Raw genomic sequence first — 23,146 nt, forward strand, 5'->3', positions numbered from 1 at the left:
CTATTTTTTGGGGCGGCTCAGCCAAAAAATAGACCGCCCGCCGCGGAGGCGGCCACCCGGCAGCAATCATCCATCAATCGGAGCCGAAGGCGACCTCCATTAAACAAAAAAAGGCCCGCTCCAAAGGAGCGGGCCTTACTTTTAATAATAAGCTAAACCTAAAAAACCTGAACCATATCGCGAGTCATCTCCCGATAAACGTCAGTCACATACACCACACCCATGACGCGATCACCTTCTACAACCAGCGCCCAGTCGCGGCGGGACTTGATGAAGAGATCGAGCACCAGCAGGATGGGCTCATTTGGCTTGAGGATGGGCGGATCAGTGATCAGATAATCGTCCAGACGCATCTGCGTGCAGATGAGACAGGCGTTGGCAAACTGCTGATCCCAGTCCACGTTGCCATCTACCTTGAGGTTCTCGTCCTTGAGCACAGACTTCTTTACGGCCTTGAAGAGCTTCCACAGATTGATGGCACCCTTCAGCTTGCCGGACTTGGTACGAACTACGACCACCTGAGAGTCCGGATCTTCCACCATGCTCTTGCGCATGACTCGGATGGCCTCGGCCAGGCTAGCGTCTTCCTGAACTACCGGGAAATCGTCGCGCATCATATCCCAGGCGCGCTTTCTGAGCATCATACGTTATTTCTCCTTATGGTCTCCGTGTGTAGTATCGGAACAACTCCTCGATATCCTTCTAGCTTCTCTCATAATTTTTGTCCACAACTAGCGGTGCAGCTTGTGCAATGCTTGACTTGACGTAAAAAGGGTAGGACAAACCATTCATGAAAAAAATTATTTTCCTGATAACGACACTGGCGATACTGATGGCAGCGGCCACGGCACAGGCCGGCGTCAGGGTCCCCTTCGGACCGGGCGAAAAGCTGACATATGAAATCCACTGGACTTTTATCCACGCGGGCGACGCCATACTGGAAGTCATGCCTGATACCGAAATGAACGGGGTCCCGGCACGCCACTTCAAAGCCACGGCCAAGACCGTCCCGTGGGTGGACAAGATCTATAAGGTTCGCGACACCCTTGAAGCGTGGACTGACATGGATGTGAACTACGCCCTGCGCTACAAGAAAGACCAAAACGAAGGCACCTACCACAAAAACGTGGACCTGATCTTTGACAAGGATACGAACCAGTCCCTTCGATACGTTCGTGGAGAGCTGAAACACACACTGGAACAGCCCCTCAATGTTTTCGACCCCATGTCCATCCTCTACAGCTTCCGCAAGCAGATTCTGTACAAGACCATGGAGTTTGGAGCCAATGTCACCGATGGCAAAAAGAGCGTAGTGGGCGAGGCCTATGTTGCTGGTGTAGAGGATGTGGAAACGCCAATGGGCAAAATCCGCGCCTTCAAGGTGAATCTCAACACCAAGCACTTGTCCGGCGTTTTCAAAAAAAGCAAGGACGCGGAACTCGTAGTCTGGTTTTCCGCTGACAATCGACGTATCCCGGTGAAAGTCCGTTCCAAGGTCAAGGTCGGTCACTTCACCCTCGAACTTGTGGATTATCAACCACCTACGGAGCAAGCCTCCAACTAACCAAACAGTCATCGCTGATTGATTAACCAAACGACCATTGGACATAGAATGTCCAATGGTCGTTTTCATTTACGCCAAATTTATAAAGGATTCAGACTTATTCAATCTTGTCAGCGGGTTGCTGGCTACTGTATAGTAGACGGAGTTTTCCGAAATCTGGCGGGATATAGATATTCCTACTTAATGAGGTTGTTGTGAGTAAGTTATTTGGGGACTACATTCGAGCGAAACGCGAAGCCCTGCGCAAAGACAGTCCAGAATTTTCCATCAGAAAAGTCGCCAAAAGAATAGGCATTCACCATTCCTACCTGAGCAAGATTGAACGCGGAGAACCCGCTTCTCTTTCTGAAAAGAAAATGGTTGCACTTGCCGACGAACTGGGGACCGATCCCGAATTGCTTCTGGCCATGAACGGCAAGATCTCCGAAGAGGTGCGCCGGGCGGTATTCGAAGACCCGGAATGGGTCGTGTCCATCCTCAATCAGATCAAGAACGGTCGCGACGGGAGCTAACAATCCCTATTCTTCTTTGCCTGCCGTCGTTTCATAGACGCGTATCTTGTTACTGCGCGGGAATTCCCGTTTCAGCAGCGTCTTGAGCAGCTTCTTCAAGCCCTTGAAATTCGATTCGAACTGATTCTTTTCAAACCCATTTTCCGCTACCATATAGCCATCTTCCGCCGTGCGCAGGATGACCACTGATCGGTCCCGCTTGTAGGTCCGCAGGTCCAATCCTTTTCCCACGGGCAATTTCTTCAGTTTGCTGGTAATAGTGGGGATGGCCCCGGCGATGTCGATCATATTTTCTTCCGCTGGATGTGAACGTCGGCGTCGGATTCACCCAGATCATAGAGGCGCATCTTGGTGGAGCGCGGGAACTCTTTCTTCAGCAGACTCTTGAGCAGCTTTTTCATACGCGAAAGCGGCACCAGAAAGCGTTCCTCATGAAAGCCCTTTTCAACCACGTCGAACTCATCATCCGCCACACGGGCGATGACCACGGAACGATTCCGCTTGTAGGTCCGCAGGTCTATGGCATGGCCCACGGGCAACTTTTTCAGCTTGTTCATAATGGCGGGGATGGCGGTGGCCTTGTCGATCATGCATATTACAATAGACAGTAGCGGGAATTCGTGTCAAACGAGCCAACCGCACCGGACGGACCAGGGCGATCCTGCCAAAACACCAGCCCGGGCGAAGAAAGATACCCACGGGAGACCAATATGTCCCTTCAAAAAGATAGCGTAATTGAATGTACCATCGAATCTCTGGCCTATGGCGGCCGCGGCGTTGGTCGCGTTGACGGCATGGCCGTGTTCGTGGCCGGCGGACTGCCCGGCGACACTGTCACCGCCCGCGTGATCAAAGCCAAAAAACGCTTTGCCGAAGCCGTGCTCGAGGAGATCGTAACCCCCTCCGAGCATCGCGTTGAGCCCCAGTGCCCCCACTTCGGCACTTGTGGTGGCTGCACTGCACAGGATCTGGATTACGCCGAACAGCTTGCCCAGAAAGGCAGCCAGGTTGAAAACGCCCTGTCCCGCATCGGCGGACTGGACAATGTGGCAATGGATGCCCCGGTGGCCTCCCCTGCCATCTGGCGTTACCGCAACAAGATGGAATTCGCCTTTGAGCAGCAGGATGGCAAGCTCTGCCTCGGCCTGCGCGCCATCCCGGCAAAGGGCGAGCGCCTCGGCCGCGTCCTTGAGATGGAAGAGTGCCACATCTGCGCGGTCCGCGACCTCGAGATCATGAACTTTGTGCGCGACTTCTGCGCCGAGTCCAACGTAGTCTCCTATCATCCGCCCACCGACACCGGCTTCTGGCGTCACCTCGTGCTGCGCCACACCTCCATCGGTCAGGTGCAGGTGCATCTCATCACCACCGCGGATGAGCGCAAATACAACCTCCCCGAAGAACTGGGCGATGCTCTTGTCGACCGCTTCCCGGAGGTCGTTTCTTATATCCACTCCATCCGCAACAAGCGCTCCACTATTGCCTACGGCGAAGAGATGATCTACCGCCTCGGCCACAAGTTCGTGGAAGAGCGCCTGCCCAAGGGTGAAGACAACGTACGGTACCATCTCGCACAGAACACCTTTTTCCAGACCAATACCGGCGGCGCATCTGAGCTCTTCTCCGCCATCTCCGAGTTCGGCGAATTCTCCGGCCATGAGACCATCCTCGACTTGTACTGCGGCGCAGGCGCCATCGGCATCTACCTCGCCGATGAAGTCGGCCATGTCGTCGGTTACGAGATCAACGAAGAAGCCATCGGCAAGGCATGGGCCAGCGCCAAGCTGAACCGCATCAACAACTGCGAGTTCCACAACTTGTCCCTCGAGTCAGGTATCGAAGGCGTGGAAGACCTGCCCACCCCTGACGCCATCATCGTGGACCCGCCCCGTTCCGGCATGCAGGAGAAGACTGCCAAGTCCATCCTCCGCCTTGCCCCGAAGAAGATCATCGCCGTGTCCTGTGATCCTTCTACCCTTGCCCGCGACGTCAAACGACTGTCCGGCAAATACGAGGTAAAACGTGTCCGCGCGGTGGACATGTTCCCCCACACGCACCACATCGAGACTGTGGCGCTGCTGGTCAAGAAATAGTGCGACTGTCAGACGCCAGCCAAAACGACTACTCAGAGATCCTCGAAGTATGGGAAGCCTCTGTTCGTGCCACGCATGATTTCGTTTCCGAGGCGGATATTGCTTTCTACAAACCGCTCATCCTGAATGAATATCTGGATGCAGTGGCCCTCAAATGCGCAATCGATGACTCCGGTAACATTGTCGGGTTCATAGGTGTGGCAGAAGGAAATGTGGAAATGCTCTTCATCGCGCCCCAAAACCGTGGCACCGGAGTCGGCAAGAGTCTACTCATGCATGGAATCGACGTCATGAAAGCCAGCAAGGTCGATGTGAATGAACAAAACCCCGATGCGGTAGGCTTTTATAAGCACATGGGGTTCAAACAGGTCGGCCGATCAGAAACCGACGGCATGGGGAAACCTTACCCCATCCTTCATATGGAATTAGCCTAACAATAAAAAGAGCCCCGGAGAGACAAACTCTCCGGGGCTCTTGTCATACTGACTTAATCAAATCTTACGGCTTCATCTTCATATCCATCACCAGGAAGGACTGAAGCGCCTTGGTCATTTCACGATCATAGCGAGCATCACCGGCCAACTCCTGAGCAGCCTGCATCATGGTCTTGGCTTCAGCGTAAGGACGCTTGGTGATCATGGCGCAGAAGGAATCAGCGATGCCGCACAGACGGCCTGCAAACTCCTGCTTGACGGATTTCATGGGATAGCCGGTGCCGTTGATGCGCTCATGATGCTCGGTCACGCACTGCTCCACTTCGGGGTAGCGCAGGTTGAGCTTGTTGAGCATTTCAAACCCTGTCTTGGTGTGGGTGTTGACTTTGGTTCGCTCATCACCGGTCAGCGGTTTGGTCTTGTCCCGAATGAAGGCAGGCACCTTTGCCATGCCCATGTCATGCAGAAAGAGGCCAGCTACGACGCGATCAAAGGTCTTGCGTTTAACACCTTCAGAAAACCCCTTATCCTTGATCTTGGACCAGAGCCCGATACCGAGGAAGCCACAGTTGAGACTGTGATTCTCCAGGGAATGCTCAGTATGCAGTCGACGAACAAGGGCGCGTGAGCGACGGATATCCTGATAGAGGTATTCGGTGAGCACCATCAAATCCACCCAAAGCTTGTCGAACACCGCGGGAACGGGCTGGTCAAAGAACTCGGCCAGTCGTCGGGTGAGGGCTTGGGCAAAGATATCGGCGATCTCTTTTTCCTTGAGGTTCTTGTCCACGAGCACCAGGTCAAGCTGGTAACTGATATGCTTGACGTAGACCGGATGATCTGCACGGGAGACGAAAATAAGCCCCTGATCAGTCAACTCTGCGAGCTGCTCGATCTGTTCATTGGTCAGTCTACCACCGACCTTGTAGTACGGCATGACTCGCGCCACGTCCTCCTTGAAGCTGAAAATATTCAGCGGAGGACGGTACTTGTTGAAACTACCGAGGATGCTCTGGCTTATCTGGTAATACTCTTCGTTCAGCCCGTCTGGAATATCGTGTTTGGAACTCATCAACTCACTTCTTTGGCTAACTTTTCATACAGCTTGACCACATTCGTCTGCGTAACAGACTTACCCCTCTCAGGCTGGCCTGCGGTGACGATGACAATATCTCCTTCCTTGAAGGCGGGAGACTGGCGAACGAACACTTCGGCACGCTCCTGATGGTCATCGATAACATCCAACGGTTCCGCCGGAATAACTCCCCATGACAGATTTGTGAAGTGCCGTACAGTGGAATCCGAACTTAATGCATAGACAGATTGCGCCGGACGACAGGAAGAAAGGATGCGCGAAGTCGCTCCGGACGTGGAGTGACAGACGATTGCCTTGGCGTCGGTCTTGCCAGCCAGCATGGCGGCGGCGTGGGCCAGGAAGGTGGAGGGATGATCCCTTTCACCATCGCTGATGCCCTTGGCAAGGCCGGACTCAAACATGAAGGCTTCGATCTCGTAGGCGATCTTGCGCATGAACCTGACCGTGTCGCCGGGGTAGTTACCGATGGCGGTCTCTTCAGACAGCATCACGCAGTCAGCGCCGTCGAGAATGGCGTTAGCCACGTCTGTGGTCTCGGCGCGGGTTGCCATGGGCGAGTTGCACATGGAGAGCAACATCTGGGTGGCCACGATGACAGGCTTGCCCGCGAGGTTGCACGCCTTGATGATGCGCTTCTGGGCCACGGGCAATTCGGCCAGATCGAGCTCCAGTCCGAGATCGCCGCGTGCGACCATGAGGCCGTCGGCCTCGTCAATAATTTCGTCCAGAACCTCCAGAGCGGCAGTACGCTCCAGCTTGGCGATAATGGGCACTCGACGCCCATACTGGATCATTTCGGCGCGCAGGTTGCAAATGTCTTCGGGCTTCTGCACGAAGCTCATGGCAACCACGTCCACACCCAACTCCATGCCGGTGGCGAGGTCCTTCTTGTCCTTTTCGGTCAAGGGAGCCAGCGGCGTCTTGGTACCGGGGAAGGTGATACCCTTGCGCGGCGGGCACATGCCGGAGTTGGTGGCCTTGAGGCGAATAAGGTTCTCTTCCTCGATCTTGACCACGTTGAAGCGGATCATGCCGTCTGACAAGGCTACGGGGTCCCCTTCCTTCACGCCATGGAACAGCTCGGGGATATCCAGACAGATGAACGGCTCATCGATCTTCTCGAATTTGTCGGGTGTACCCAGCAGCACTTCGGTGCCTTTGTTGACCTCGATAGCACCAAGGCCGACATCACAGGTACGGATCTTCGGACCAGAGAGGTCCTGCAGTACTGTCAGGGTCAGGCCGGTCTCTTTCTCCAAGCGTCGAATGATGGCGACCATCTCCTCAAAGAACTCGCGTCCGCCGTGAGAAAAGTTGAGGCGAAAGATCTTCGCACCCGACTCAACCAGTTCCTTGACGCCTTCGTACGTGCCGGTTCCCGGTCCCAACGTCGCAATAATTTTTATGTGCCTGTCCATAATCTCCCCCTGCTTGGGATTTTAACATTTTGATTGCTTTGCGGCGCGCCTTTTCCTGGGGCACCGAAAATCGTTCGGGCTTATATGTTGATTTTACAGGATTAAAAAACACGCGCCAAACGCCGCACTGCTCCAATCCTAGGCCGCTGTGGACAAAAAATCAATAATCGTCCTGTTATTTTACTGATCCATTTTATTTTCAGTGGTTGACTTTCTCTTGATTTCCATGCATCGGTGGGAATAAGTGGCATAAAGTGACAGAAAGAACCAAAACTGGACAGAAAAGGACACACCGAGGACACGAATGAAGTTTTTTGGTCTTGCATACAGAAACCTGGACGCCAAGGGCCGGCTGCTTTTGCCGCCCGAGTTCCGGGACAGCATCCTCTCGGACATTCCCGAGGGGTATGTAGTGCTGACCATCTACAACAATCAGATCATCGGCATCACCCCTGCCCAGTGGGAACACATCGTTGAGGAACTCGACCGGATCAAGGCTCCGTCCAATGAGCTGGAAGAGACCAAGATGCTTCTCTACTCCAACTATGTCCAAGCGCCGGTCAGCAAACAGGGACGCATCGCCATTCCCGCGCACCTGCGACAGAACGGCAATATCGGGACCGAAATGGAAGTAGTGGTCTTCGGCGCGGGCAACCGCTTCGAGATACGACCGAAGGAGAAGTACACCAACATGCTCAATAAGGAACGCGATGTTTCGGGCGAGCTGCGCGAAAACAACGCCAACCTGGGGATTTAGGGATGTCGGATCAAGTCAGACCGGAATCCCTGCATACAACGGTTCTTTTACATGAAGTGATCGAGTGGCTTCGGCCCAAGGCAGGGGGACGTTACATGGACGGCACCCTTGGCATGGGCGGTCACAGCCTGGCGCTGATGCAAGCGGCAGGCGGCAAGGCCGAGCTCTGCGGACTCGACCGGGATAAAATGGCACTGGGACTGGCGACAAAGCGTCTTGAGGAATTCGCTGACGTCGCACACCTGTTCCACCTGCCCTTTTCCGAGTTCGAAGAAGCACTGGACGAGCTGGGCTGGGATGAGATAGACGGCGCGGTCCTGGACCTCGGCGTTTCATCCCTGCAACTCGATGAAGCTGAAAGAGGATTCAGTTTCATCCATGACGGGCCGCTCGATATGCGCATGAACCCGGACGCCGGCGAATCCGCCGCCGACCTGGTGAATACGCTCAAACATGGAGATCTGGCGCGGATCATCCGAGTCTACGGGGAAGACCCCCTGGCCGGGAAGATAGCGTCTGCCATTTTGAAAGCAAGGGACAAAGAAGAGATTACGAGGACTCTTCAACTCGCGGAGATCGTGCGACTGGCCTACCCGCCCAAGATGCGGCACACGGCCCGGAACCACCCCGCAACCCGAACCTTTCAGGGACTGCGAATCGCAGTCAACAGGGAACTAGAGGAACTGGAATACTACCTTAAAACCATAGTCGGACGCCTTAAACCGGGCGGCCGAGTTGCGATCATCTCGTTTCACTCCCTGGAGGACAGGGCCGTGAAGCATGCATTTCGGGACGCCGCCAAAGGCTGCAAATGCCCCCCGCATCAGCTCCACTGTACCTGCGGCGGTGTACCCGAAGTGAAAGTGCTTACCAAAAAACCGCAACTGCCGTCCGAAGATGAAATGAAGGTGAACTCCCGCAGCCGCAGCGCAAAGCTCCGTGTTGCCGAGAAGCTCGCCACCGACGGAGAGGAAGTATGAGCAAAGCAGACAAGACACTCCTGTGGATGATCCTCACCTTACTCGGTGCGGCTCTGACTTTGGGAATGGGAGCGGTCTGGCTGAACATCGAGCGCATGGATCTGGCATATGACCTGCGCAAGATGGAAAAGAGCTTGGGCCAGAAAGAGGATCTGGCAGTGAAACTGGCGGTTGAGAGGAACAACCTAGTTTCACCTTACCAGCTCAAAAAGCTCGCAGGCCGTCATGGTCTGGGTGTGGCTGCGCCGGGTCAGATACGACGCATAGCCGACACAAGGTAATTCGGGCGCTTTAAATAATTGAAGCGCCTTTAGTGGGATACAGGGAATATTCATGGCTAAAGGAAGCCAGGGGCGCAAAGATCACAGCAAGGTGAAGATCGGGGCCGTTATGGTCCTCTTCGCGTTTGCTCTTGTTGGTCTTTGGGCACGCGCAGGATGGGTACAGCTCCATGAGGGCGACATCCTGCTCAGCAAAGCATCGAAGCAGAGTCACGCAGCCGAGTTTGAATACGGCGAGCGGGGCCGTATCTTCGACCGCAACGGAGAGATGCTCGCCACCAGCGTGGAGGCGAAGTCTGTCTTTATTCGCCCCTACGAAATCGAAAATATCGATGTGGCTGCCGACAAGCTTTCGCGTATTCTCAACGTCTCCCGCAAGAAAGTTTACAAACGCCTCAAATCCAAAAAACGCTTCCTCTGGATCAAGCGGCAGGTCACGGACCGAGAGGCCACAGCCATTGCCAACGCCGACCTCAAGGGTGTGCGGCTGGTCAGCGAATTTTCCCGTATCTATCCCAACGGTCATCTGGCCGGACAGACCCTCGGCTTCGTCAACATCGACGGCAAGGGGCTGGAAGGTATCGAGTACGTCTACAACGACCGCCTCAAACCGGGCAAAGCCGAGTTCGTGGTACAACGCGACGCCAAGGGCGCCCGCCTGTACCTTGATGCGCAGGGTCGCGAAATGGACATAAACGGACTCGACGTACGCTTGACCATTGATACTCACATCCAGCACGCCGCCGAGCAGGCCCTTGCCAAATCCATCTCCAAATACGACGCCCGCGCAGGCATCGTTCTCGTTGTGGATGTGGACTCCGGCGACATCCTGGCCATGGCAAACCAGCCGTTTTTCAACCCCAACGCCGTCTCCCGCTCCAAGGCATCCCAGCGCAGGCTTCGTGCCCTGACAGATGTGTACGAGCCCGGCTCCACGATGAAGCCCTTCCTCATGGCAGCTGCCCTGGAGGAAAAGGTCATTGAGCCGGACACGCTCATCAACTGCGAGAACGGTCGCTGGAAAGTGGCCCGCAAGGTCATTCGTGACACCCATCCAGAGAAGTGGCTGCCCGCCCACAAGGTACTGCGCTACTCCTCCAACATCGGTTCCGCCAAAATCGGCATGGACCTGGGTGCAGGTGTCTATCACGACTACCTGACCAAGCTCGGCTTCGGCGAAAAGACCAACATCGGGCTGCCGGGCGAATCCGGCGGCATCCTCATGCCCCCGGGCAAGTGGACCAGTGTGGACCTGGCCGCCATCAGCTTTGGCCAGGGCATCGGCACCACCGCACTCCAGATGGCACGGGCCTTCCTTTGCCTCGCCAACGGCGGCGTCACCAAGGAACTCAATCTGGTCAATATGCCTGAGCAGGAGCGCCCCAACAACGCGGTTCAGGTCTTCAGTAAAGATACCGTGGACAAGGTTCTCTCCATGATGAAGGACGTGGTCCACGAAGACGGCACCGGCCGCTCCGCCCGCATTCAGGGCATCACCATGGCAGGCAAGACCGGCACCGCGCAGAAAGCTGCCAAGGGTGGTTACGGGGACCAATACCTCTCCTCGTTCGTGGCGCTGGTCCCGGCTGATGATCCGGAACTGCTGGTCATCACCATGGTGGATGAACCCCAGAAGGCCAACTACGGCTCCATGGTGGCAGCCCCGGTATGCCGCGAAGTGACCGTGCGCACCCTCGCCTACCACGGCAAGCTCTCCGAGACGCTGATCGCGGAGACCGCCGAAGACGTCCCGGTGGATGCTCTGGTGGAACAGCCCCTGACCGGCTCTGTGGATGCGCACAAACCGCAACAGGTCACCGCCACGGTGCCGAACATAAAGGGCATGCCCGTGCGCCGCGCGCTCGAGCTGCTCGTCAAAAAAGGAATTGTCCCTGTGCTGAAAGGCGAGGGAATGACCGTCAAGGACCAGAAGCCCAAGGCAGGGCAGGCATGGCCCGAAGACAAGACTTCGGAGGGAACGGAAGATGTTTTTGTTCTCTGGCTCTCCTAGCGAGAAGAAGGCAGGCGTAATGGAATTTTCGGAACTGTTGAAAAAAGCCCGAAAGGGCATGATGGTGCGCACCGATTCGCGTGAAGTGCAGGAAGGTGATTGCTTTGTCGCCATGCCTGGCACTGCCGTGCGTGGCATCGATTTCATCCCCGCCGCACTGGACAACGGCGCCAAGTACATCGTGGCGCCTGCCGATGCCCGTGATCTTGTGGCTCCCGTGGTGGAGAAACGCGCTGTCGCCGTATACCACGAGAATACTGCCGTGGCCCTCGGCGAACTGGCCCGAGTCTTCTTCCATCTTTCTGACCGCGATCTCAAGCTGGTGGGTATCACCGGTACCAACGGCAAGACGACCACCACCTACATCATCGAACACCTGCTCGCCTCCGCAGGTCTCAAGGTGGGCGTACTTGGCACCGTGAACTACCGCTGGCCCGGCTTCGAGATGGCCGCGCCCCTCACCACCCCCAGCTGCTGGATGATTCACGAGCTCCTCTTCAACATGAAGAAGGCTGACGTGGATGTGGCCATCATGGAAGTATCCTCCCACGCTCTTGACCAGTTCCGCGTAGCCGGGCTCGACTTCGACGCCGCCGTGTTCACCAACATCACGCAGGACCACCTCGACTACCATGGCGACATGGAAACCTACTTCGAGGCCAAGTCCAAGCTCTTCACCGGCTACCCGCGCGAAGAGAAGAAGTGCATCGTCAATTTCAACGACCCGTACGGACGCCGCATCCTCAAGGAAGCTGACGGCGGCATCGGTTTCGGCATCGGCGACACCAAGATCGTGCGCCACGAAGTGGGCGACAAGCCCATGGTGCAGGGCCGCATTGCGTCCATGACCGGCAAGGGCATGACCATCGAAACCACCTACAAGGGCAAGAGCTGGGAAATCCACTCTCCCCTCATCGGTGCGTTCAACGCCATGAACCTGCTCTCCGCACAGGCTGTCGGCCTTCAGCTGGGCCTGAACTGCAAGGACATGCGCGCGCTCAAGGACTTCCCCGGCGTGCCGGGCCGTCTGGAACGCGTCATGAACGATGCGGACCTCGACATTTTCGTGGACTACGCCCACACCCCGGACGCGCTTGAGAACGTTCAGATGACCCTCAAGGGTCTCGACTTCAAACGCCTCATCACCGTGTTCGGCTGCGGCGGCGACCGAGACCGCACCAAACGTCCGCTCATGGCCCAGTCCGTGGCCCGTTATGCAGACGTTGCCGTGCTCACCTCCGACAACCCTCGCTCCGAAGAGCCCGAGGCCATCATGGACGATGTCCGTCCCGGCCTTGCGAATGCCAAACACATCATCGAGCACCCTGACCGCCAGACCGCCATCAACTTGGCCGTGGCCGAGATGCAGCCCGGCGACGTGCTGCTCATCGCAGGCAAAGGGCACGAGGACTACCAGATCATCAAGGGAGAAACCATCCACTTCTCCGACAACGAAGCGGCCCTCAAGGCCATAGAGGAACTGAACTCGTGAATTTGACCCTTGCTGACGTAGAACGCTGCCTGACAGGCATGGCCGAAGAGGGCCACGACCAGATCGGCATCAACACCGTGCAGACCGACTCTCGCACCGTGTCCAAGGGCGACCTGTTCTTCTGCATTGATGGTGAGAACTTCGACGGGCACGAGTTCGCGGCACAGGCCGTGAAGAACGGTGCCGCAGCCGTGGTTTCCGGACAGTTCCTCGAGCTGGATGCGCCCATGGTCATGGTGCGCGACACCACCCGCGCCCTCGGCCAGTTGGCCGCCTGCTGGCGCAAAAAATGCGGCGCCAAGCTGGTGGGTGTCACCGGCACCGCAGGCAAGACCACGGTAAAGGAAATGCTCTATGCCGTGGCCTCCCAGAAATACTCCACTGCCAAGAACTACCGCAATTTCAACAACCAGATCGGTCTGCCCATGTCCATGCTCAAGGCCTCCGAAGAGCAGGAATTGTGGATCATGGAGCTGGGCATCTCGGTACGCGGCGATATGGAAGAGCTGGCCACCATCGCCACTCCGGACGTCGCTGTCATCACCAATGTGGGCGCCGGGCATCTGGAAGGACTGGGCGACGAGAACGGCGTGGCCGAAGCCAAGACCACGCTGCTCAAGCACCTGCACGAGTCCGGCACCGCCATCGTGGGCATGGACTACCCGCTGCTCTGGGATGCGGCACGCGAGATCGTGGACGCACCCATAGGATTTTCTGCGAAAGAGAACACCGACACCTCTTATGTTGCCTCGTTCCTCGGGGCCGAAGCCGAAGGGTGGGGACGCTTCAGGCTTCGGACCCCCGAGGGCGACGGTGAATTCACTGCCCCGTTCTGCGGCGAACACTACGCCGAGAACCTGGCCTGTGTTGCGGCGGCTGCCCACCAGTTGGGCATCACCCGCGACGAGGTCATCAAGGGCGTGCAGACACTGACGGCCGACAGCCAGCGCTTCTGCTGCAAGATCGCCGGCAACGCCATGGTCATTGATGACACCTACAACGCCAATCCGCTCTCCATGGCCCGATCGATCGAGACGGCCGCAAAGATGGCTGAGGACCGCCCGCTGGTGCTGGTACTCGGCGACATGCGCGAACTGGGCGAAGAAGCCATCAAGCGACATGAGGAGCTCGGCAGGCTGATCAAGGACGTGGCTCCCAGAGCCATGTTTTACAAGGGCGATCACTATGGGGACGTGATCTGCGGTATGGGCGAGGACTCCCTCACCCGCACCACTGGCCCGGAAGATTTTATCAAAGAGTGGCGCACCATGGGTCTGTCCGGGGCTGTAATCCTGGTCAAAGGCTCGCGCTCACTCAAAATGGAAGAGTTCGCCAATGCCTTGTGCCGGGAACTCGACGACGCGGGGATGGGAGCTTAACGCATGATTTACAATCTTCTCGCACCGATGGCCACGGAAGTAGGCGTCCTGAACGTCTTCCGTTACATCACGTTCCGTTCCGTATGGGCACTGCTTACCGCGCTCATCATCTCCATTGTGCTCGGCCCGGCCATGATCCGCTGGCTCCAGCGCGTCAAGTGCGGCCAGACCATCAAGGCGGACGGCCCGCAGCATCAGGCCAAGCAGGGCACCCCGACCATGGGCGGCATCATGATCATCTTCTCGGTCGTGGTCTCCACCCTGCTCTGGGGCGATCTGACCAACATCTATGTCTGGCTCACCATGCTCGTCTTCGTCGGCTTCGGCGCAGTGGGCTTTGCCGACGACTATATCAAGGTGGTCAAGAAACAGAACGACGGCTTGTCCGCCAAGGCCAAATTCATCGGCCAGTGCTTGGTGGCCGGAGCCGCGCTGTACATGCTCATCCAGCAGCCGGCGTACTCCACGGAACTCTCCGTGCCGTTCTTCAAGAATTTCACGCCCGACCTCGGCTGGGCATATCTGCCCTTTGCCATGGTGGTCATGGTGGGTGCGTCCAACGCGGTCAACCTGACCGACGGGCTGGACGGCCTGGCCATCGGTCCCATGATTGTTGCCATGGCATGCTTCGCCATCTTCATCTACGCATCGGGCCACGCCAAGATTGCTGATTATCTGGCCATCCAGAACATCGTCGGCATCGGTGAGGTGACTGTTTTCTGCGGCGCCATGGTCGGTGCGGGACTCGGCTTCCTTTGGTTCAATGCCCACCCGGCACAGGTCTTCATGGGGGACGTTGGCTCCCTGTCCCTCGGCGGAGCGCTCGGTTTCGTGGCGGTTCTCGCCAAACAGGAACTGCTCCTCGCCATCGTGGGCGGCGTGTTCGTGTTCGAGACCCTCTCGGTCATCCTGCAGGTTGGTTACTTCAAGCTCACGGGCGGCAAGCGCATCTTTATGATGGCCCCGCTCCATCACCATTTCGAGCTCAAAGGCATCCCGGAATCCAAGATCATCGTCCGGTTCTGGATTCTCTCCATACTCATGGCCCTCATGGCCCTGTCCACCCTCAAACTCAGGTAATTCGAAGGTAACGCAGTGAATAATTCTGTCCGCAACTTCATCGAGCAAAAAACTCTCACCGACAAGGTGTGCGTGGTGGTCGGCGTCGGCAAATCCGGCCTTGCCGCAGCCCGTCTCCTGACCGTGGTGGGTGCTCGAGTGCGCATCGTGGACCGCAACGAAGCCGTTACCGAGGACAAGTTGGGTGAACTGGCAGGCAAGGTTGAGCTGATCACCGGCCCGCACAAGAAGGAGCATTTCTCTGACGCCGATCTCGTGGTCTTCTCTCCGGGCGTTCCCGTACCTAAGCTGGCTGACGTGCTGGAAGGCCTCCCCACTGAACGGATCGTGTCCGAACTGGAATTCGCGTCATGGTTCATCGAGGCTCCGATCCTCGCCATCACGGGCACCAACGGCAAGACGACCACAACGACACTGGTCTCCCAGATTCTGGAGGATGCAGGGCGCAAAGTCTTCACCGGTGGCAACATCGGCACGCCCCTGTGCCAGCACGTACTGGATAATGAAGCCGTTGACGTGGTCATCCTCGAAGTCTCCAGCTTCCAGCTCCAGAACTGCATGACTTTCAAGCCGCACGTGGGCGTCTTCCTGAACTTCGCCCCGGACCATCTGGACTACCACGCAGACATGGACGAGTACCTCGACGCCAAGCTCATGCTGTTCCAGCGCATGACAGGCGAGGACACGGCCCTGCTGCACGACTCCCTGCGCAATACGCTCAAGGATCGCGGCTTCACCAACGCCCACATTGAATGGTTCGGTCCTGAAGACCGTTTCGAAATTCCGTACCTGCCCGGCGAGCATAACCGCTCCAATGCCGAGGCGGCATGGCAGGCCGCCAAGCAGTTCGGCGTCACCGAAGCACAGGCAGCCGAGACCATCCGGAATTTCAAACCGCTGGCACACCGCATCGAGCCTGTGGGCGAGAAGAACGGCGTGCTCTACGTAGACGACTCCAAGGCTACCACCCTTGATTCCGTGGTGGCAGCGGTACGCACTTACGACCGCCCCATCCGTCTGCTCATGGGTGGCGTGTGGAAGGGCGGCGACGTGGAAGCCTTTGCTCAGGAAGTGAAAGACCGCGTGGTACACGTGGGTCTGTTCGGCGGCAGCCGCGATATTTTGGAAGCGCCTCTTTCCCAAGTCTTCCCGGTTTCCTGGGACGAAACACTGGAAGACGCGGTCAACCGGCTGGCCGAGGCCGCTGTTGAGGGTGATGTGATCCTGCTCTCTCCGGCCACGGCCAGTTTCGACCAGTACGACAGCTACGTGCATCGCGGTAATGACTTCAAGCAGGCAGTGGAGGCGTTGTCATGAGCACCAAGCTGAACGCCAAAAAATCCTCTGCCGCCGTTGGCAAACTGGACCCGTGGCTGCTGACCGCGACCCTTCTTCTGGGTGGTTTCGGCCTAATCATGGTCCTGTCCTCCAGCGGCATCACTGCCGAGCGCGACTTTGCAGACAAGTACTTCTTCTTCAAGCGCCAGCTCATGTACACCGGCGTGGGCCTGACCTGCATGCTGGCATGCATGCAGATGCCCCGAAAGATGCTGTACGGCCTCACCTATGTTTGGGTGGCACTGGCCGCCATTCTGCTTGGCCTCTGCCTCACCCCGCTGGGCGTCAACGTCAAGGGTGCGAGCCGATGGGTCAGCTTTGGCCCGGCAAACGTACAGCCGCTGGAATTCGCCAAGGTGGCACTGGTCCTTTACCTCGCCTATTTCTTCTCCAAGAAGCAGGAACTGGTGAAGACCTTCTCTGTGGGCTTCCTGCCGCCCTTTATCGTGACAGGTTTCCTGTGCGGCCTGTTGCTGTTGCAGCCGGACTTCGGCGGCACCGTTGTCATGGCCGGTCTGCTCTTTTTCATGTGCCTCGTGGGCGGTACCAAGCTCATCTACCTGATCGGCTCGGCCATGCTGGGCGCGGGTGCGGGCTGGCTGCTCATCACCTCTTCGCCCTATCGCCTCAAGCGCTGGACCGCCTTCCTCGATCCGTTCGCATCCGCACAGAACGAAGGCTATCAGTTGGTCCAGTCCCTGTACGCATTCGGCTCTGGCCAGCTGTGGGGGACAGGCATGGGCGCAGGCAAGCAGAAGCTCTTCTTCCTGCCCGAAGCACACAACGATTTCATTATGGCCGTGGTCGGTGAAGAACTGGGCTTTGTAGGTATGTCCTTGTTCTTCATCGCCATTGGCTTCTTTCTCTGGCGCGCATTCCGCGTGGCCCTGTATCAGGAGGACCTGCAGGACCGCTTCACCGCCTTTGGCATCACCTGCATTGTGGCGCTGGGCATGATCCTGAATCTGGCCGTTGTTCTCGGCACGGTACCGCCCAAGGGCATCGCCATGCCCTTCATAAGCTACGGTGGTTCCAGCCTGACCGTCTCTTTCATCTGCGCAGGAATCCTGCTCAACCTCTCAAGGACGGCCAAGGCATGAATGTATTGAATCGCGTCATACTCACCACGGGCGGCACAGGCGGCCACATCTTCCCGGCACTGGCTGTTGCCGACGAATTGCGTCGCCGCAACCCCAACGTGGATATTCTGTTCATCGGCGGCTCCGGCCCTGAGGGGAAGCTGGCCGACAAGCACAAGATCCGTTTCCGCGAGCTCCCGGCACGCGGCATCATGGGACTTGGCCTCAAAGGTATTCTCGGCGGCATCGGCTGGCTGGGTAAAGCCATTCCGCAAGCCCGGACTATTGTGAAGGAATTCAATCCCGATGTGGTCATCGGCTTTGGCGGCTATGCAGGTTTCTGCCCGGTTCTGGGCGCGGCCATGTCCGGCTTCCCCACAGCCGTACACGAACAGAACTCGGTCCCCGGCGTCACCAACAAGGTGCTGGGCCGATTCGTCAAGCGGGTCTTCCTGAGCTTCCCGGACACCTCCAAGGCGTTCCCCAAGCGCAAGACCATGCTCACCGGCAACCCGGTGCGAAAAAATATTATGAACATCTGCCCCATGCGACTGGGCGATCATACGGATAAATACCTCCTCATCCTCGGCGGCAGCCAGGGCGCACGCCCCATCAACGACGCCGTCATCGAGGCCCTGCCCATGTTCATGGAAGCAGGCATCAAGATCGTCCATCAGGCAGGTAGGGCCGACGTCGAACGCGTTCAGGCCGCATATAAGGAAGCCGGGGCAGACCCGGCACAGGTACGTGGATTCATCGACGACATGGCAGGCGAATATGCCCGCGCAGACCTCGCCATCTGCCGGTCCGGCGCATCCACGGTTTTTGAAATAGCGGCGGCAGGGGTCCCGGCCATCTTCGTGCCCTTTCCCCAAGCCACCCACGACCATCAAACAATGAATGCCAAGGCCCTATCAGACAACGGCGCAGCCATGCTTCTTCCCCAGAACCAAATGACTGGAAAGAAGCTGGGAACCATGGCGCTGGAGCTACTCGAAAACGACGAGAAACGGCTTGATTTGGGATCAGTGGCCCGCATGTACGCAAGGCGACGTGCGGCCGCACATATAGTTACCGGGCTCGAAGCCCTGGTGGCATAAGGCAGAGGAGAAGGATTATGGCAGCAGCACAAGGCCCTTACCTGACAGTAGGCGGCGAGGCGTGTCCGGCAATGCGGGCGCGGGTGAACAACATTCACATGGTGGGTATCGGCGGTTCCGGTATGAACGGCATCGCAGAGGTTCTCATCAACATGGGATTCCAGGTGACCGGCTCCGACCTGTCGGCCTCGGCGTCCGTACGCCGTCTGGAGCAGCTCGGCGCACAGGTGTTCATCGGCCACGGAGCCGATAACGTGGGCGACGCCGACGTACTCATCAAATCCACGGCCATCCCGGACAAGAACCCCGAGCTGGTGGAAGCACGCGAACGCGGCATCCCCATCATTCCCCGTGCCGAGATGCTGGCCGAACTCATGCGCCTGCGCACCGGTGTGGCCATCGCGGGTACCCACGGCAAGACCACCACGACCTCCCTGCTGGCGACAATTTTCACCGAAGCGGACCTTGATCCCACGGTCATCATCGGCGGCAAGCTCTCCATCTACGGTTCCAACGCCCGTCTGGGCGACGGCGACTACCTCATTGCCGAGGCCGATGAATCCGACGGTTCCTTCCTGCTCCTCTCGCCCATCATCAGCGTTGTCACCAACGTGGATAAGGACCACATGGACTTCTACAAGGATCAGGACGCCATCGACGAATCCTTTACCAAGTTCATGAACTCCATCCCGTTCTACGGCATGAACGTGGTCTGCGGTGACGACGAAGGCGTGCAGCGTCTCCTGCCCAACATCAAGCGTCCCTGCATGACCTACGGCCTGGGCAAGCACAACAAGCTGCGCGGTGAAATCATTTCCACCCACCTCCGCTCCCTGTTCAAGGTCTATCTGGACGGCGAGGAATGGGGCGAAGTGACCGTGGCCCAGCCCGGCACCCACAACGTCCTCAATGCACTGGCATGCATCGGCGTGGCCCTTGAGGCCGGTCTGGACAAGGAAGACATCATTAACGGCCTGTCCAACTTTGCCGGTGTGGGCCGCCGCTTCGAGCGCAAGGGCGAGAACAAGGGCGTCATCGTGGTGGACGACTACGGTCACCACCCCGCCGAAATCGAGGCCAACCTGCGCACCGCCAAGGAGTGCTACCCGGACCGCCGTCTGGTGGTAGCCTTCCAGCCGCATCGCTTTACCCGCACGCAGGCCCTGTTCGGCGAATTCTGCAAAGTCTTCAAGGACGCCGACCTGCTCATGCTCACTGAAATTTATCCGGCCAGCGAATCCCCGATCCCGGGTGTTTCCGGCCTCTCCCTGGCGCAGGGCATCAAGCAGGTGTCCGAGACCAAGGTCCAGTTCTTCCCGGACTTTGACGCACTGGAGAAGCGCCTCAAAGACACCCTGAAACCCGGCGACCTGTTCATGACACAGGGCGCGGGCTCCATCTGGCAGATCGGTGAGAACTGGCTGAACATGGAAGACGACATCGACGAGCCCGCCGAGGGCGAGGAGTAGGCTTATGGATCTGGAACTCATCAGAAATCCGTCGTTAGCGGAGCGCACTTCACTGGGACTTGGCGGCACCGCCGAGGTCGAGGTGATCGTGCGTGAGGCGCGGGAACTCGACGGCCTTTCGGAGTTCCTGACGACCAATACGCTCTTCCCCTTTGTCATCGGCGAAGGCAGCAATCTGCTGGCCCCTGACGGTCATCTGGACATGGCTCTGATCCGCATGGGCGAGACAGCCGGACCGGAACGCGTGGAGAAAATTGACGACAAGTTCATCATCCGTTGCGGTGCATCCCAACGGCTGCCCGGTCTGCTCGGCTGGGCCCAGAAAGCCGGATTCTCCGGCATGGAAGGCTTGTCCGGCATCCCCGGCTCCGTAGGCGGCGCAGTCGCCATGAACGCGGGCTCCTACGGCACCGAGATAAAGGACGTGCTCACCCGCATCCGCATCTGGACCCCGTCCGAGGGATTGCGCTGGGTCAACGCCAAGGACTGCGACTTCGGCTACCGCCACTTCGCCTGTCCCGAGGCCGTGGGCAAGATGTTCATCTGGGAGGCCGAGATCGCGCTGAGCGAGTCCACGCCCAAGGCCGTGAAAGCAGCCATGCAGGATGTCTACGGCAAGAAGAAGGATACCCAGCCGGTCACGGCCCGATCCGCCGGATGCGTGTTCAAGAACCCCGAAGGCCAATCCGCCGGGCTCCTGCTGGATCAGGCTGGCATGAAGGGCGTCACCCGGGGCGGCATGGGCTTCTCCGACATCCACGCCAACTTCCTGGTCAACAACGGCGGCGGCACTTCCGCCGAGGCCATGGAGCTGCTGGAACTGGGCAAGCAAGCCGTTAAGGACAAATTCGACATCACCCTGAAAACCGAGGTGATCATACTATGAGTACATTGACCATGGGCAAACAAAGCCGCCTCAAGCTCGGCTCCAACCGCGGCAACTCGCTGCGCAAGAAGCGCCGTTCCCCGTCCGGCCCCAAGCTCACGGGCGCAGGGCAGATGGTGGTACGCGTCATCATGTTCATGCTGGCCGTCTCGCTGGTGGCTGTGCTCGGCGTGGGGCTGCTCTACGGCTATCGGTTCATCACCTCCACCTCCTATTTCGCACTCAAGGAAATCCATGTGGAAGGCAATCAGAAGCTCTCTCACGGCGACATCCTCCAAATCGGGGACGTATCGCTGGGGCTCAACTGCATGGAGATGAACGTAGGCGAGGTGGAAGCACGCCTCTCGGACAATCCGTGGATCGAATCCGTGACCGTGCGCCGCGACTTCCCCTCCACTCTGCGCATCGACGTCAACGAGAAAGTCCCGGCCTTCTGGCTCCGTCAGGGCGACGGTCTCTACTTCGCTGACACCCACGGCAAGGTCATCGCGCCCATGCATCCGGGAGAGATCGCCTCTCTGCCCGTGCTGGCAGTGGCCCCCGGCATCGATGATGGACAGGCAGTACTTACAGGAATTTTGAAGAAGATAGATGAAAAGCAGACACCGTTCACCCAGAACCAGGCGGCATGGATCAAACTGACCAGCGCCCACGAACTGGAGATCTATCTGGACGGCCACGCCGGAGGCAGAGGCCTCACCGTGCGCCTGTCCATGGATCGCTGGGAGCTGCAATTGGAACGGCTCAAGGTCGCCTGGCGCGACCTGATGCGACGCCACGAATTCAAGAGCGTGTCCATCATCGCGGCCAGTGGCGACAAAGTGTGGATCAAGAAACGGCCAGCGGAAGGATAGCCGTTTTCTGAGGATATTACAGGGAACTACAGAGGAGACATTTTCATGGCTAAAAGCGATCTAGTTGTCGGACTCGACGTCGGCACCACCAAGATATGTACGGTGGTCGGCGAAGCCAGCGAGAACGGCGTCGACATCATCGGCATCGGGACGACCCCGTCCACCGGCCTCAGGCGCGGTGTGGTGGTCAATATCGAAAAGACCGTGCAGTGCATCAAGAAGTCCCTTGAGGACGCGGAGCTCATGGCAGGCTGCGACATCCGCACCGTTTACGCGGGTATCGCGGGCAGCCACATTCAGGGCTTCAACTCCCACGGCGTCATCGCGGTCAAGGGCGGCGAGGTCACTCAACGCGACGTGGATCGCGTTATCGAGGCGGCCAAAGCCATCGCCATCCCCATGGATCGCGAAGTGCTGCACACCCTGCCCCAGGAATTTATCGTGGACGACCAGCGCGGCATCGCCGATCCCCTCGGGATGGCCGGTGTGCGCCTTGAGGTAAAGGTCCACATCGTCACTGGCGCGGTCACTTCCGCCCAGAACATCATCCGGTCCTGCAACCGCTCCGGACTGGATGTGTCAAACATCGTACTGGAGTCGCTCGCCTCCAGCCAGGCCGTGCTCTCGCCCGAGGAACGCGAGATCGGCGTTGCGCTGGTGGATATCGGCGGCGGCACCACGGATATAGCCATCTTCTCCAAGGACTCCATCAAGCACACCTCCGTGCTGGCGCTGGGCGGTCACAACCTGACCAACGACATCGCCTACGGACTGCGCACCCCGATGATGTCTGCCGAGATGATCAAAATCGATTACGGCTGCGCTCTGGCCGATCTGGTGACCTCAGACGAGATCATCGAAGTCCCGAGTGTGGGGGGCCGTGAATCGCGAACCATGAGCAAGCGCGTTCTGGCGGAAATTTGTGAACCGCGTTGCGAGGAAATCCTCGCCCTGGTGGATCAGGAGCTCATCAAATCCGGTTTCAAGAACCTGATCGCAGCAGGCGTGGTCCTCACGGGCGGCACCTGCATGATCGACGGCATGCAGGAACTGGCCGAGCAGATTTTCGATCTGCCGGTCCGTATCGGTGTGCCCGGCGAGGGAATCGGCGGCCTGACCGAGGAAGTCAGATCGCCGAAGTACGCGACCGCAGTGGGCCTGCTTCTGCACGGAGCAGACGAAAGCGGTCTGAGCAAAGGCCCCGGACCCGACGCCTTCAAGGGCGACTCCAGCTTCGACAAGATTCTGGGTCGCATGAAGAAGTGGTTCACGGACATCGCCTAAGGGAATGAGGCAACAAGTGGAAACAAACGTTTAACAGGG

Annotated in this window: 23 protein-coding genes; 18 read left to right on the forward strand and 5 right to left on the reverse strand. The window is 58.1% G+C overall.

Annotation, left to right across the window (positions count from 1 at the left end):
* Nucleotides 1–158 precede the first annotated feature (158 nt).
* Complete coding sequence (locus HFN16_RS02780) at nt 159–644, reverse strand: CBS domain-containing protein (protein WP_168889245.1); 486 nt, start codon at nt 642–644, stop codon at nt 159–161.
* A gap of 146 nt (nt 645–790) precedes the next feature.
* Between HFN16_RS02780 and HFN16_RS02785 the strand changes: the two genes are divergently transcribed.
* Together HFN16_RS02785 and HFN16_RS02790 are read left to right on the forward strand one after the other, a co-directional pair.
* Entirely contained in the window at nt 791–1,564 is a 774-nt protein-coding gene (locus HFN16_RS02785) for a DUF3108 domain-containing protein (RefSeq protein ID WP_168889246.1), read from the forward strand.
* Between the two features lie 194 nt (nt 1,565–1,758).
* Nucleotides 1,759–2,076, forward strand: a complete 318-nt coding sequence (locus tag HFN16_RS02790; protein ID WP_168889247.1) for a helix-turn-helix transcriptional regulator — start codon at nt 1,759–1,761, stop codon at nt 2,074–2,076.
* A 6-nt stretch (nt 2,077–2,082) separates the two neighbouring features.
* On the opposite strand, the gene HFN16_RS02795 is transcribed toward HFN16_RS02790, so the two are convergent.
* Nucleotides 2,083–2,364, reverse strand: coding sequence for a hypothetical protein (locus tag HFN16_RS02795; protein WP_168889248.1), 282 nt, complete (start codon nt 2,362–2,364; stop codon nt 2,083–2,085).
* Nucleotides 2,361–2,666 carry a hypothetical protein gene (locus tag HFN16_RS02800; protein WP_168889249.1) on the reverse strand — a complete coding sequence of 102 codons (306 nt, stop codon included), beginning with the start codon at nt 2,664–2,666 and terminating at the stop codon, nt 2,361–2,363. Before HFN16_RS02800 ends, HFN16_RS02795 begins: the two co-directional genes overlap by 4 nt.
* A 120-nt stretch (nt 2,667–2,786) precedes the next feature.
* Between HFN16_RS02800 and rlmD the strand changes: the two genes are divergently transcribed.
* The gene (gene rlmD, locus HFN16_RS02805) at nt 2,787–4,169 is read left to right on the forward strand and encodes a 23S rRNA (uracil(1939)-C(5))-methyltransferase RlmD (protein WP_168889250.1); all 1,383 of its coding nucleotides are present in this window, start codon (nt 2,787–2,789) and stop codon (nt 4,167–4,169) included.
* Nucleotides 4,169–4,603: an acetyltransferase gene (locus HFN16_RS02810; protein ID WP_168889251.1), complete on the forward strand. Its 435-nt coding sequence runs from the start codon at nt 4,169–4,171 to the stop codon at nt 4,601–4,603. Before rlmD ends, HFN16_RS02810 begins: the two co-directional genes overlap by 1 nt.
* Before the next feature lie 64 nt (nt 4,604–4,667).
* Here the strand turns inward: HFN16_RS02810 and HFN16_RS02815 are convergent, their stop codons facing one another.
* Together HFN16_RS02815 and pyk are read right to left on the reverse strand one after the other, a co-directional pair.
* Nucleotides 4,668–5,675: an HD domain-containing phosphohydrolase gene (locus tag HFN16_RS02815; RefSeq protein ID WP_168889252.1), complete on the reverse strand. Its 1,008-nt coding sequence runs from the start codon at nt 5,673–5,675 to the stop codon at nt 4,668–4,670.
* Nucleotides 5,675–7,117, reverse strand: coding sequence for a pyruvate kinase (gene pyk, locus HFN16_RS02820; RefSeq protein WP_168889253.1), 1,443 nt, complete (start codon nt 7,115–7,117; stop codon nt 5,675–5,677). The genes HFN16_RS02815 and pyk overlap by 1 nt, the downstream gene beginning before the upstream one ends.
* 304 nt (nt 7,118–7,421) lie before the next feature.
* Here pyk and HFN16_RS02825 point away from each other — a divergent pair, with 304 nt between their 5' ends.
* From HFN16_RS02825 to ftsA, 14 genes are all read left to right on the forward strand, one after another.
* Entirely contained in the window at nt 7,422–7,874 is a 453-nt protein-coding gene (locus HFN16_RS02825; protein ID WP_168889254.1) for a division/cell wall cluster transcriptional repressor MraZ, read from the forward strand.
* Between the two features lie 2 nt (nt 7,875–7,876).
* On the forward strand, nt 7,877–8,854 hold the full coding sequence (gene rsmH / locus HFN16_RS02830; RefSeq protein WP_168889255.1) for a 16S rRNA (cytosine(1402)-N(4))-methyltransferase RsmH: 978 nt from the start codon (nt 7,877–7,879) through the stop codon (nt 8,852–8,854).
* Nucleotides 8,851–9,135, forward strand: a complete 285-nt coding sequence (locus HFN16_RS02835; RefSeq protein WP_168889256.1) for a hypothetical protein — start codon at nt 8,851–8,853, stop codon at nt 9,133–9,135. The genes rsmH and HFN16_RS02835 overlap by 4 nt, the downstream gene beginning before the upstream one ends.
* 52 nt (nt 9,136–9,187) lie before the next feature.
* Nucleotides 9,188–11,146, forward strand: coding sequence for a penicillin-binding transpeptidase domain-containing protein (locus tag HFN16_RS02840; protein ID WP_168889257.1), 1,959 nt, complete (start codon nt 9,188–9,190; stop codon nt 11,144–11,146).
* Nucleotides 11,121–12,638: a UDP-N-acetylmuramoyl-L-alanyl-D-glutamate--2,6-diaminopimelate ligase gene (locus HFN16_RS02845; protein WP_168889258.1), complete on the forward strand. Its 1,518-nt coding sequence runs from the start codon at nt 11,121–11,123 to the stop codon at nt 12,636–12,638. Before HFN16_RS02840 ends, HFN16_RS02845 begins: the two co-directional genes overlap by 26 nt.
* Nucleotides 12,635–14,017 (forward strand): UDP-N-acetylmuramoyl-tripeptide--D-alanyl-D-alanine ligase, encoded by a 1,383-nt coding sequence (murF, locus tag HFN16_RS02850; RefSeq protein ID WP_168889259.1) that lies wholly within the window; start codon nt 12,635–12,637, stop codon nt 14,015–14,017. Before HFN16_RS02845 ends, murF begins: the two co-directional genes overlap by 4 nt.
* Nucleotides 14,018–14,020: 3 nt before the next feature.
* Complete coding sequence (mraY, locus tag HFN16_RS02855; protein ID WP_168889260.1) at nt 14,021–15,097, forward strand: phospho-N-acetylmuramoyl-pentapeptide-transferase; 1,077 nt, start codon at nt 14,021–14,023, stop codon at nt 15,095–15,097.
* 15 nt (nt 15,098–15,112) lie between these two features.
* A complete protein-coding gene (gene murD / locus HFN16_RS02860) occupies nt 15,113–16,414 on the forward strand; it encodes a UDP-N-acetylmuramoyl-L-alanine--D-glutamate ligase (protein WP_168889261.1) in 1,302 nt (433 codons plus the stop codon).
* Nucleotides 16,411–17,535 carry a putative lipid II flippase FtsW gene (gene ftsW, locus HFN16_RS02865; protein ID WP_210772227.1) on the forward strand — a complete coding sequence of 375 codons (1,125 nt, stop codon included), beginning with the start codon at nt 16,411–16,413 and terminating at the stop codon, nt 17,533–17,535. The genes murD and ftsW overlap by 4 nt, the downstream gene beginning before the upstream one ends.
* On the forward strand, nt 17,532–18,614 hold the full coding sequence (gene murG, locus HFN16_RS02870; protein ID WP_168889262.1) for an undecaprenyldiphospho-muramoylpentapeptide beta-N-acetylglucosaminyltransferase: 1,083 nt from the start codon (nt 17,532–17,534) through the stop codon (nt 18,612–18,614). Before ftsW ends, murG begins: the two co-directional genes overlap by 4 nt.
* 71 nt (nt 18,615–18,685) lie before the next feature.
* Nucleotides 18,686–20,083 carry a UDP-N-acetylmuramate--L-alanine ligase gene (gene murC, locus HFN16_RS02875; protein WP_168892239.1) on the forward strand — a complete coding sequence of 466 codons (1,398 nt, stop codon included), beginning with the start codon at nt 18,686–18,688 and terminating at the stop codon, nt 20,081–20,083.
* Nucleotides 20,084–20,087: 4 nt separating this feature from the next.
* Complete coding sequence (murB, locus tag HFN16_RS02880) at nt 20,088–20,969, forward strand: UDP-N-acetylmuramate dehydrogenase (protein ID WP_168889263.1); 882 nt, start codon at nt 20,088–20,090, stop codon at nt 20,967–20,969.
* A complete protein-coding gene (locus HFN16_RS02885) occupies nt 20,966–21,823 on the forward strand; it encodes an FtsQ-type POTRA domain-containing protein (RefSeq protein ID WP_168889264.1) in 858 nt (285 codons plus the stop codon). The genes murB and HFN16_RS02885 overlap by 4 nt, the downstream gene beginning before the upstream one ends.
* A gap of 45 nt (nt 21,824–21,868) precedes the next feature.
* Nucleotides 21,869–23,107, forward strand: a complete 1,239-nt coding sequence (ftsA, locus tag HFN16_RS02890; protein ID WP_168889265.1) for a cell division protein FtsA — start codon at nt 21,869–21,871, stop codon at nt 23,105–23,107.
* The last annotated feature ends 39 nt before the right edge of the window (nt 23,108–23,146 follow it).

It is taken from the genome of Pseudodesulfovibrio sp. zrk46, from assembly GCF_012516435.1.
GTDB lineage: Bacteria > Desulfobacterota > Desulfovibrionia > Desulfovibrionales > Desulfovibrionaceae > Pseudodesulfovibrio.